Raw genomic sequence first — 9,971 nt, 5'->3', positions numbered from 1 at the left:
CCCCCGGTCTCCGCCCCGCCCGCCGCGCTGACGGGCAGCAACAACGGCAGCAACCTGGGCAAGGAGATCGGCCCCCGCGACTCGGACGCCATTGTCGAGCCCGCGGACCCGGACAACGGATAATCCCAGGCCGGCGGGGTAGCCCCCGCCCGGTACACCACCGGTGGAATGTCAGCCGCGCCCCTCGCGTTACCGTCTGAGGGGCGCGGCTTTCCGCTGTGTGCACGCAAAAGGCTGAGGTAGAGCCCCCTGCGCGAGTCAAGGAACGAGGGACCACATGACCGACCCGGTGACCCTGGACGGGGACAGCCCGATAGGCGAGTTCGACGAGAAGCGTGCCGAGAACGCCGTGCGCGAGCTCCTCATTGCCGTCGGTGAGGACCCCGACCGCGAGGGGCTGCTGGAGACCCCGGCACGGGTGGCGCGGGCCTACCGCGAGATGTACGCGGGGCTGCGCCAGCGCCCCGAGGACGTGCTGACGACGACGTTCGACCTGGGCCACGACGAGCTGGTCCTGGTCAAGGACATCGAGGTCGTCAGCCAGTGCGAGCACCATCTGCTGCCGTTCCACGGCGTGGCGCACGTGGGCTACATCCCCGCCGCGAGCGGCAAGATCACCGGGCTGTCGAAACTGGCCCGGCTGGTCGACGTGTTCGCCCGCCGCCCCCAGGTGCAGGAGCGGCTGACCACCCAGATCGCCGACTCGCTGATGCGGATACTGGAACCGCGCGGGGTCATCGTGGTCATCGAGTGCGAGCACATGTGCATGTCGGTGCGCGGGGTCCGCAAGCCCGGCGCCAAGACGACGACCTCGGCGGTCCGCGGCCAGCTCCGCGACGCCACCACACGCGCCGAGGCCATGAGCCTGATCCTGGCCAAGTAGCCGCCGGACCGGGGGGAGGCCGGCCCTGCGCGCGGGCCGGACGAGAAAGCCCTACGCGGGCCGGACGAGAAAGCCCTACGCGGGCCGGACGAGAGGCCTAAGCGGGGGCCCGGACGCGAGGCCCTACGCGCGGGCCGTCGGCGGGCGGTGGTCCTCGTCGTCGTCGGGAAGGCGGCAGACGCGTTCGAGATAGACGGCGGCGGCTATGACCGCGATGCCCGCGACGACGGCGAGGCCCGCGTAGAGGGACTGGCTCACCCGGGCCGGGACGTCGGCGCGTTCGGTGATCAGGAACAGCCCTGTGCCGCCGTACATGCCGGAGACCAGCGCGGCGACCAGGGCGCTCGCCTGGCCGAAGAGGGCGGCGCGGGCGGGCATCATCGGATCCACGCCCTTGGCGTCGGGCTCCCGCTCACGCTGCGCCTTCAGCCGGGCGCGCAGCGACAGCGCGGTGGCCAGCAGGACCGCCGCGATGGCGCCGAGCACGATGGGGGCGGCGACGGGGACGCCCGGCAGCGTGTCCAGCGAGTCCCACAGCCTCGCGGCGCCCCACGAGAGCACCCCGGCGACGACGAAGAGCGCCGCCAGGGTGCGGACGCGGAGTTGGTTCATCGGTCTTCCACCTCGCGGGGGTGCGGTGTCGGCAGCGGCACGGGCACCAACGCTCAGGAGGGCAGGACGAGTTCCAGGTCGGGACGGGCGGTGACGCCCTCCCGGCCGAGGGAGGCGAGCAGGGCCTCGATCGCGCCGTGGCCCGGAACCTCCGCCGCGGGGTCGATGTCGTGCCAGGGCACGAGGACGAACGCGCGCTCGTGCGCGCGCGGGTGGGGCAGGGTGAGCTGCGGGTCGTCGGAGACGACGCCCTGGTAGGCGACGATGTCCACATCGATGGGCCGCGGCTCCCAGCGCTCCTCGCGGGTGCGCTCCAGCGCCTCCTCGATGGCGTGCCCGCGCTCCAGGAGAGAGGAGGGCGGCAGGGTGGTCCGCACGACGACGATCGCGTTGAAGTAGCTGGGCTGGCTGCCGGGCTCGACGCCCCACGGTTCGGTCTCGTAGACCGGCGAGACGGCCTTGACCTTCAGCCCGGGCGTGTCCGCGAGCGCGTCGACGGCGCTTTGCAGGGACTCCAGCCGGTTGCCGAGGTTGCTGCCCAGCGACAGGACGGCGATGTTCGGGTTGTGCAGGGTCGTGTCGGCCGCATCCACCTGCTGCACCACCGAGGCGGGCACCGGCTGTACGGTCGGGTCACTGTTCGGCGTCATGCGCGGCTCCGCTTGATAGTGATGGTCACGTCTTCGAAGGGGACGGTGATCGGCGCCTCCGGCTTGTGGACGACCACCTCGACCTCCTGGACGGCGTCGTGCCGCAGGCAGGTGTCGGCGATCCGCTGGGCGAGCGTCTCGATCAGGTCGACGGGTTCGCCTTCGAGCACCGCGACGACTTCCTCGGCGACGATGCCGTAGTGGACCGTACGGGACAGGTCGTCTTCCGTCGCGGCCGGGCGCGTGTCGAGTCCCATGTCGAGGTCCACGACGAAGGTCTGCCCCCGCTCGCGCTCCTCACTGAACACGCCGTGATGCCCACGCGCCGTGAGGCCGCGCAGTGCGACGCGATCCACGCGCATCACTCCCGTCGGTCGTACGAGTCCGGTACCGGCGTACCGCGGCACCGGATCGAATCTACCCGCGTACTCGGCGGCTCGCGGCGCCGCCTACCCCACAGCGTCGGAGCCCACGCGCGCATTCCCGGCCGACGGTCCTCGGCGCGTTCTCCGCGAGCGGCGGGGGCGGCTCAGAGCTCGATGTCGCCCTGGCCGAGGTCGCTCTCGTCCTCGCCGGGCCCGTCCTCGTCCTGTTCGACGAGGACGGGCGAGCCGTGGTGGGACCACAGCTTCCACTCCCCGCCCGCGGTGCGGCGGAAGACGTTGGTGGCCACCACGAGTCCGCCCACCAGCGGACCCGCCGAACCGTCCTCCTCGGCGGGTCCGCCGGAGAGGATGTTCTCCGTGCAGCTCACCAGGGCGGTGTCGCCGAGAACGGAGATCTCGGTGTCGGTCAGGAAGAACTGCACGTAGTCGGTGTTCGCCATGATCAGGGCGTAGGAGCGCAGCACCTCGCCGCGCCCGGTGAGCACAGGCCAGCCGGGGTGCACGACGCGGACCCCGTGTTCGCCTTCGCCGCCCTCCGGGTCCGCGGGGTCGTCGGCGCCCTCGCCGAGCCACATGCCCGACAGCGCCTCGAGGTCGCCTCGTTCGATCGCGTCGTACAGCGCGGTGTTGGCGGCGTCGACCGCCTCGATGTCGGTGCTGGTGCCGCTCATCGGGGTGCCTCCGCCGGCCCCTGGGCCGTCCCCCGCCGCTCCAGGGTGTCAGGAAGCGCGTCGGCGGCCGACTCGACGGCGCGCGCGACGCGCACGGCGTCGGCACTGGCGCGTACCTCGTGGACCCGTACCGCCCACGCCCCCTCGCGCGCGGCCAGCGCGGAGACGGCGGCCGTGGCGGCGTCGCGTTCCCTGGCGGGCGGCGGCGCTGTGTCCTTGTCGTCGGCCAGTACCCGGCCCAGGAAGCGTTTGCGGGAGGCGGCGACGAGCAGCGGCCGGTCCAGCTCGGCCCGCATCCTGGCCAGCGCCGCGACGAGAGCGAGATCGTGCTCGGCGCGCTTGGCGAAGCCCAGGCCCGGATCGAGCAGGACGCGGGCCGGGTCGATGCCGCCGTCCACGGCGCGCCGCACCGAGTCCGCGAGCTCGCTGATGACCTCGCCGACCACGTCGGTGTAGACGGCCCGGTTGTTCATGTCGATGCTCTGGCCGCGCCAGTGCATCACCACGAACGGCACACCGGCTTCGGCGACGACGGGCACCATGGCGGGGTCGGCGAGACCGCCGCTGACGTCGTTGACGAGGACGGCGCCCGCTTCGAGCGCGCGCGCCGCCACACAGGCGCGCATCGTGTCGACGCTGACGACGACGCCCTCGCCCGCCAGCCCGCGCACGACGGGCAGGACGCGGCGCAGCTCCTCGTCCTCGCTCACGCGTGCGGCTCCCGGGCGGGTGGACTCACCGCCGACGTCGACGAGGTCTGCGCCCTGCGCCACCAGGTCGAGCCCGTGCTTGACCGCGGTCTCGGTGTCGAACCAGCGCCCCCCGTCCGAGAACGAATCGGGGGTCACGTTGACCACACCCATCACCGCGCAGCGGTCCCACTCGGGGAGGCCGTCCACGCGGCCCCGCGTTCTCGCACCCATGTGCCCAGGGTAGGCGTCCGCCGGACACCAGGCGCCGCAGGCCCGTGCGGACAGACCGGTGCGGTCAGCCGCCCGCGGTGGGGTCCGGTGCGGTCAGCGGCCTGCGGTGGGGTCCGGTGCGGTCAGCGGCCCGCGGTGGGGTCCGGTGCGGTCAGCCAGCGTTCCGGGGCGGCTTTACGGCGCCCGGTGCGGGAGCGTTCCGCCTGGGCGCTCAGCAGGGCGTGGGCCTCCCGCACGTCGCGGAGGCGGGCGCGGGCGGTGCCGCCCGCGCCGTGGTCCAGCGAGACGTCCGCCAGCCGGTGCCGGCGCTGCCAGGGCCCCTGTTCGAGGCGGACGCTCTGCACCTTGGCGTGCGGGACGAGGGTCGTGCGGCGCTTGAGGAGGCCCCGGCGGGTGACGAACACCTCGCCGGTCACCCCCTGCCCGTAGCCGCGCCGCGCCACCGGGGCGCACCAGCGGGCCCGCCGGGGCACGGGCGTGAGCGCGGCGGTGGCGGCGTGCAGGTCGACACCGGGCAGCACCCGGGCGAGGACCGCCGCGGCCTGCGGCCACGGGGCGACGGGGAGGAGCAGGCCGCCGCTGTCGTCCTTGGCGGGGTTTCCCGCGCCCGCGATCTCCAGTTCGACCCGCGTCCAGCCGCGCCGCCGCCACAGCAGCGGTTCGACGAGGTGGACGGCCTGGACCCGGCCGGGCGGCACGGTGGCGTGCCGGCGGTCCAGCAGCCCGGAGTCGAGGCGGAGGCCGTCGGGCGACTCGGCGACGGTCCAGTCGAACTCGCGGATCACCCGCCCGGCGCCGCTGGCCCACACCCCGCCGGCGAGCGGGAACGCCGTCGCCAGGGCCGGCCACACGCTGTCCGAGGCCAGGTAGATCAGCGGCGGCATGACGAGCAGCGCGAGCAGCGTCCCCCACCCGGCGCCCAGCAGCGCCACGCTCGTCACCAGGGTCCGCAGCGGCACGCGCAGCAGCTCGCGGGAGGGCGCCTCGCCTGCCTCGGTGGCCGCCTCGGGCGCGATCCCGGCGGCGCGGGCCAGCAGCTCGGCGCGCAGCGCGACGGCGTCCCGCTCGCCCAGAAACGCCAGCTCGTCCTTGGACTCGGTGCCGACGGCGTCCAGCTTCAGCTTGGCCACGCCCGCCACCCGGGCCAACAGCGGCCGGGCGACGTCGACAGCCTGCACGCGGTCGAGCCGGATGTGCGCGGTGCGGCGGAAGAGGAGTCCTGTGTGGATGCGCAGCTCGGTGTCCGTGACCAGATAGCTGGTGCACCACCACGTCAGGAAGCCGTACGCGGCGGCCGGCGGCAGCAGCACCAGCAGACCGAGGGTCGCCCACCCGGCCGTCAGGTGCGCGGACCACTCGCGGGCCTGCTGTGCGTCGTGCGCGACGAACGCCAGCAGCGCCGCGAGTGGCGCCCAGGCCCGCCGCCAGGGCGTGACGGGGTGCAGCGGCGTCCCCTCGGGCCGTCGCGGCAGCCACCGCGGCCCGGGCTTACGGCTGTCCGCCTGGGGCTTCGGTGTGGCGTCGTCGCCCCGCGGTTCGGGCCCGCGGGGCCCGGCCGGGCCGGTCACAGCCCCGCCGAACGGGCCTCGCCCAGCTCCGTGAGCCGGTCGCGCAGCCGTTCGGCCTCCGCCGGGGTCAGCCCGGGAATGGTGGCGTCGGTCGTCGCGGCGGCGGTGTGCAGCTGGAGCCGGGAGAGCCCGTAGCGGCGCTCCAGCGGCCCTGACGTCACCTCGACGAGCTGCATCCGCCCGTACGGCACCACCGTCGTCTCCCGCCACAGCACGCCGTGCGAGACGAGCAGGTCTCCCCCAGACTCCGTCCGGGAGGTGCCCCCAGCGCGCTCCGCGTACCGCCACGAGCGCCAGTTGCGGCGCAGCGCGCCCCACCCCCAGGCTGCCGCCGCGAGCGGCAGCAGCGCGCACGACGCCCACACCGCGCCGAGCGTCAGGGCGAGCACCACCCCGGCCGCGACGGCGAGGGGCAGCAGCCAGCACAGCAGCACGAACCTGCGCAGCGGCAGCAGCGCCCGCTCGACGCCGCGCCACTCGGGCGCCGCCTCGCCGGGCGCTGTCTCGCCGGGCGCCGCCTCGCCGGATGCCGCCTCGGGGGGCGGGACGGAGGTGGGGTCGGTCATCTGTTCAGCGTACGAGCGGGCGGCGGGAGGCCGTGTCCCCCGCGAGGAGGAAGCTGACAGGATGAGCCTCATGACTCAGACGGAGACGACCGTTGGTATCGGCGGGGCGGCCGAGAGCACCGACATGGTGCTCAACATCGGTCCGCAGCACCCCTCCACACACGGCGTGCTGCGGCTGCGGCTGGTCCTGGACGGGGAGCGGATCGAGCGCGCCGAGCCGGTGGTCGGCTACATGCACAGGGGAGCGGAGAAGCTCTTCGAGGCGCGCGACTACCGCCAGATCATCGTGCTGGCCAACCGCCACGACTGGCTCTCGGCGTTCTCCAACGAGCTGGGCGTCGTCCTCGCCGTCGAACGGATGCTCGGCATGGAGGTGCCCGAGCGCGCGGTGTGGACCCGCACCCTGCTGGCCGAGCTGAACCGGGTGCTCAACCACCTGATGTTCCTCGGCTCCTACCCGCTGGAGCTGGGCGGGATCACGCCGGTCTTCTACGCGTTCCGGGAGCGTGAGGAGCTCCAGAACGTCATGGAGGAGGTCTCCGGCGGCCGAATGCACTACATGTTCAACCGCGTCGGCGGCCTCAAGGACGACCTCCCGGCCGGCTGGCGCGACCGCGCACGGCACGCGGTGGCCGCCGTCCGCTCCCGTATGGGTACCTTCGACGACCTGGTCCTCGGCAACGAGATCTTCCGGGGCCGCACCCGCGGGGTCGGCGTGCTCAGCCCCGAACTGGTGCACGCCTACGGCGTCAGCGGTCCCCTCGCCCGCGCGTCCGGCGTCGACTTCGACCTGCGGCGCGACGAGCCGTACCTCGCCTACGGCGAGCTGGCGGACGCCCTGAAGGTCGTCACCCGCCAAGAGGGTGACTGCCTGGCCCGGTTCGAGGTACTCCTCGACCAGGTGCACAACTCCCTCGACCTGGCCGACGCCTGCCTCGACCGGCTCGCCGCGCTGCCGCCGGGCCCCGTCAACCAGCGGCTGCCCAAGGTCCTCAAGGCACCCGAAGGCGCCACCTACGCCTGGACGGAGAACCCGCTGGGGCTCAACGGCTACTACCTCGTCTCCAAGGGCGAGAAGACGCCCTACCGGCTCAAGCTGCGCTCCGCCTCGTTCAACAACATCCAGGCACTGACCGAACTGCTGCCCGGCACGCTGGTCGCGGACATGGTCGCGATCCTGGGGTCCTTCTTCTTCGTCGTCGGCGACATCGACAAGTAGCCGCGCGGCCACCGGCGGCACGCCACGGCCACACGCCACAGCCGCACGCCACGGAGCGGCTCAGGAACGCGAGCCGCTTCCGCGCCTGCTGCGGCCGAAGAAGTCGAACCCGCCGGTGTCCCCGTCGCGCCCGTCCGGCTCGGCGGCACCCTCGTCCGGCTTCCCCCTGCCCGCGGGCGTCGCCTGCGGCGGTACGGGGGACGCCGGTGCGACGGGCGTGGCGGGAGCGGCGACCACACTTGCGGCGGGCAGGGGGCCTGCGGCGCGCAGGGGGGCTGCGCCCGAACTCCCGTCCCCACCCGAGCCCGGAGCAGCGCCCGTGTCGGCGCCCGTGTCCGCGCCCGCGCCCCGAGGGGCGTCGCTGTCCAAGACGGCGTCCACCCCCGACTCCGAAACGGTGCCCGCGCCAGCGTCCACACCCGACCCCGGGACTGCGCCCGCGCCCGCGCCCGGAACGGCACCCGTGCCCGGGACTGCGCCCGCGCCCGTGCCCGGGACTGCGCCCGCGCCCGTGCCCGGGACTGCGCCCGCGCCCGTGCCCGGGACAGCGTCCACGCCCGATCCCGGAACGACGCCCGCGCCCGTGCCCGGGACAGCGTCCACGCCCGATCCCGGAGCGGCACCCGCGCCCGTGCCCGGAACGGCACCCGTGCCCGGGACGGCGGCGTCCGCGCCCGGAGCGGGCTCCGTCTCCGCGCTCGTGGCGCGGTCCGCGTCCGCGTCCGCGTCGGCGGGGCCGGCCGCCGTGGTGCGCGCCGACGCGGCGGGTTCGGGGGCGTCCTCTTCGTCCGCGTGCCGCCGGGCGCCGGCGGCACGCTCGGCGGCGCGCTGGCGCACCACGTTCCTGGCCAGGGCGGTCAGCGCCTCGTCGGCCCGCAGGTAGGTCAGCTGGGTGGGGGCGCCGGAGCTGCGGCGGTGGTCGGTGGCGTCCGCGGTCAGCGCCCTGCTGCCGCCGGCGGGGGCGCCGGACTCCAGCTCCAGCAGTCGGCGGCCTTCCAGCGCGCTGGCGCGCTGGGTCTCGGCGTGGGCGTAGCGGCGCAGCAGGTCGGCGTGCTCGGAGCGCAGCCTGGTGAGTTCGGCGCGTTTCCCGCGGAGCTTGCCGGCCAGTTTGGCGCGGACCTCGCGCAGTTCCTCGGCCTCGCCCTCCAGCTCGGCCTGTTTCTCCTCGGCCCGCCACGCCGTGCTGGCCATCCGCGCCTTGAGGTCGCCGACCTGTCTGCCCGCCGCCTTGTCCCACCGGCGGAGCAGCACGGAGCCGGTGACGGCGGCGGCGGCCGAGGCGGCGGCGAGGGCGCGCAGGACGACGGTGTCCAGGTCGCCGATGCCCGGCTCGCCCACCAGCCAGGTGCCGCCGGCGCAGGCCAGCGCGGCCACCGCTACCGCCGCCGGGGGGAGCAGGCGGTGCAGCGGCGGGGAATGGCGATGACGTCCACGTGGCATGGCTGGGAATTTACCGTGCGCGGCTTGCGCGGCGACACCGGCCGAGGTCGCCGCGGGGGTGTCCTTATGCCAGGTTCTTCTTCGCGAGGTAGTCCTCGGCGACGTCCTTGGCCTTCTTGCGGTCCTGGTCGACCTGGCGGTTGAGGGCGGTCAGGTCCTCGGTGGTGAGGGTGCGGGTGAGCTTGTCGAGGGCGTTCGCGACCTTCTTGCCGCCCGCGTCATCGGCGTTGACGACGGGCAGCACGTTGTCGGCGTTCTGGAGTTTCTTGTCGTCCTCCAGGAGGACCAGGCCGAACTGGTCGAGGGTGGCGTCCGTGGTGGTGGTCAGGACGAGCTGGTCCTTGCCGTCCTTGACGGCCTGCTTGGACTGGCTGGTGCCCACGCCCTTGGGGTCGATGCCCTTGACGTCGATGCCGTAGGTCTTCTCCAGGCCCGGCCGGCAGAAGGGGCGGGTCTCGCACTCGTCGCCCGCCGCGACGGTGACGCTCTGCTTTGACTTGCCCAGGTCGCTGAGGGTCTTGAGCTTGTGCTTCTTGGCGTAGTCCGCGGACACGGCGAACGCGTTCTGGTCCACCGCCTTGCCCGCGTCCAGCACCTTCAGGCCGCGCGGTTCGGCCAGTTTCCGCAGGGCTTCGACGGTCTTGTCGGCGTCCGGCGAGGCGACGGGTTCGGCCTTGGGGCCGTTCTTCTTCGCGTTGAGGAACTCGGCCATCGTCGCGGCGTACTCGGGGACGACGTCGATGCGGCCCTTTTCGAGCTCGGGCTCGTACAGCTCGCGGTTCTTGACCTTCTTGACGCTCGTCTTGTAGCCCGCTTCGGACAGGACGCCGGAGTACAGCTCGGCGAGGATCTCCGATTCGGTGAACCCCGCGGAGCCGATGACGAGGCTGCCCTTGCCGCCACCGCCGCTGCCGCCTTTCTCTTCCAGGTCGCTGCCGCCGCAGGCGGCGAGCGAGAGCGTCAGTGCGGCGACGGCGCCGCCCGCTGCGAGGGCGCGTCGGCGCGCGGGTGCACGCCGGGTGGTGGAGGGGTGCTGCGCSCGCGGACGCGCCC

11 protein-coding genes are annotated in these 9,971 nt (G+C 74.0%); 2 read left to right on the top strand and 9 right to left on the bottom strand.

Going from position 1 to position 9,971, the window contains the following annotated elements:
• The first annotated feature begins 277 nt into the window (after positions 1 to 277).
• The gene (gene folE, locus AB8Z75_RS26270; RefSeq protein WP_369206125.1) at positions 278 to 883 is read left to right on the top strand and encodes a GTP cyclohydrolase I FolE; all 606 of its coding nucleotides are present in this window, start codon (positions 278 to 280) and stop codon (positions 881 to 883) included.
• 123 nt (positions 884 to 1,006) lie between these two features.
• On the opposite strand, the gene AB8Z75_RS26265 is transcribed toward folE, so the two are convergent.
• The 7 genes from AB8Z75_RS26265 to AB8Z75_RS26235 form a co-directional block, all read right to left on the bottom strand.
• Positions 1,007 to 1,495: a DUF3180 domain-containing protein gene (locus AB8Z75_RS26265; RefSeq protein ID WP_369206123.1), complete on the bottom strand. Its 489-nt coding sequence runs from the start codon at positions 1,493 to 1,495 to the stop codon at positions 1,007 to 1,009.
• Positions 1,496 to 1,548: 53 nt separating this feature from the next.
• A complete protein-coding gene (gene folK / locus AB8Z75_RS26260; RefSeq protein ID WP_369206121.1) occupies positions 1,549 to 2,145 on the bottom strand; it encodes a 2-amino-4-hydroxy-6-hydroxymethyldihydropteridine diphosphokinase in 597 nt (198 codons plus the stop codon).
• The gene (gene folB, locus AB8Z75_RS26255) at positions 2,142 to 2,501 is read right to left on the bottom strand and encodes a dihydroneopterin aldolase (protein WP_369206119.1); all 360 of its coding nucleotides are present in this window, start codon (positions 2,499 to 2,501) and stop codon (positions 2,142 to 2,144) included. Before folB ends, folK begins: the two co-directional genes overlap by 4 nt.
• Positions 2,502 to 2,674: 173 nt before the next feature.
• Positions 2,675 to 3,202: a nuclear transport factor 2 family protein gene (locus AB8Z75_RS26250; protein WP_369206117.1), complete on the bottom strand. Its 528-nt coding sequence runs from the start codon at positions 3,200 to 3,202 to the stop codon at positions 2,675 to 2,677.
• On the bottom strand, positions 3,199 to 4,125 hold the full coding sequence (gene folP / locus AB8Z75_RS26245) for a dihydropteroate synthase (protein WP_369206115.1): 927 nt from the start codon (positions 4,123 to 4,125) through the stop codon (positions 3,199 to 3,201). Before folP ends, AB8Z75_RS26250 begins: the two co-directional genes overlap by 4 nt.
• A gap of 122 nt (positions 4,126 to 4,247) precedes the next feature.
• Entirely contained in the window at positions 4,248 to 5,597 is a 1,350-nt protein-coding gene (locus AB8Z75_RS26240) for a PH domain-containing protein (RefSeq protein WP_369206129.1), read from the bottom strand.
• Between the two features lie 92 nt (positions 5,598 to 5,689).
• Entirely contained in the window at positions 5,690 to 6,259 is a 570-nt protein-coding gene (locus AB8Z75_RS26235) for a PH domain-containing protein (protein ID WP_369206113.1), read from the bottom strand.
• Positions 6,260 to 6,329: 70 nt separating this feature from the next.
• On the opposite strand from AB8Z75_RS26235, the gene AB8Z75_RS26230 reads away from it, so the two are divergent.
• Positions 6,330 to 7,478, top strand: coding sequence for an NADH-quinone oxidoreductase subunit D (locus AB8Z75_RS26230; RefSeq protein ID WP_369206111.1), 1,149 nt, complete (start codon positions 6,330 to 6,332; stop codon positions 7,476 to 7,478).
• 60 nt (positions 7,479 to 7,538) lie between these two features.
• Here the strand turns inward: AB8Z75_RS26230 and AB8Z75_RS26225 are convergent, their stop codons facing one another.
• Both AB8Z75_RS26225 and AB8Z75_RS26220 read right to left on the bottom strand, forming a co-directional pair.
• Positions 7,539 to 8,918: a hypothetical protein gene (locus AB8Z75_RS26225; protein ID WP_369206109.1), complete on the bottom strand. Its 1,380-nt coding sequence runs from the start codon at positions 8,916 to 8,918 to the stop codon at positions 7,539 to 7,541.
• A 64-nt stretch (positions 8,919 to 8,982) separates the two neighbouring features.
• The gene (locus AB8Z75_RS26220) at positions 8,983 to 9,882 is read right to left on the bottom strand and encodes an ABC transporter substrate-binding protein (protein ID WP_369206127.1); all 900 of its coding nucleotides are present in this window, start codon (positions 9,880 to 9,882) and stop codon (positions 8,983 to 8,985) included.
• Positions 9,883 to 9,971 lie beyond the last annotated feature (89 nt).

The sequence above is a fragment of the Streptomyces sp. PU-14G genome (assembly GCF_041028275.1).
GTDB lineage: Bacteria > Actinomycetota > Actinomycetes > Streptomycetales > Streptomycetaceae > Streptomyces.
Note: the sequence above shows the minus strand (reverse complement) of the source record. Positions and strands in the feature narration are given on the sequence as shown.

Coding starts and splice junctions, on each gene's coding strand:
- folE (WP_369206125.1), top strand. CDS start 278: ATGACCGACCCGGTGACCCTGGACGGGGACAGCCCGATAGGCGAGTTC.
- AB8Z75_RS26265 (WP_369206123.1), bottom strand. CDS start 1,495: ATGAACCAACTCCGCGTCCGCACCCTGGCGGCGCTCTTCGTCGTCGCC.
- folK (WP_369206121.1), bottom strand. CDS start 2,145: ATGACGCCGAACAGTGACCCGACCGTACAGCCGGTGCCCGCCTCGGTG.
- AB8Z75_RS26250 (WP_369206117.1), bottom strand. CDS start 3,202: ATGAGCGGCACCAGCACCGACATCGAGGCGGTCGACGCCGCCAACACC.
- folP (WP_369206115.1), bottom strand. CDS start 4,125: ATGGGTGCGAGAACGCGGGGCCGCGTGGACGGCCTCCCCGAGTGGGAC.
- AB8Z75_RS26235 (WP_369206113.1), bottom strand. CDS start 6,259: ATGACCGACCCCACCTCCGTCCCGCCCCCCGAGGCGGCATCCGGCGAG.
- AB8Z75_RS26230 (WP_369206111.1), top strand. CDS start 6,330: ATGACTCAGACGGAGACGACCGTTGGTATCGGCGGGGCGGCCGAGAGC.
- AB8Z75_RS26225 (WP_369206109.1), bottom strand. CDS start 8,918: ATGCCACGTGGACGTCATCGCCATTCCCCGCCGCTGCACCGCCTGCTC.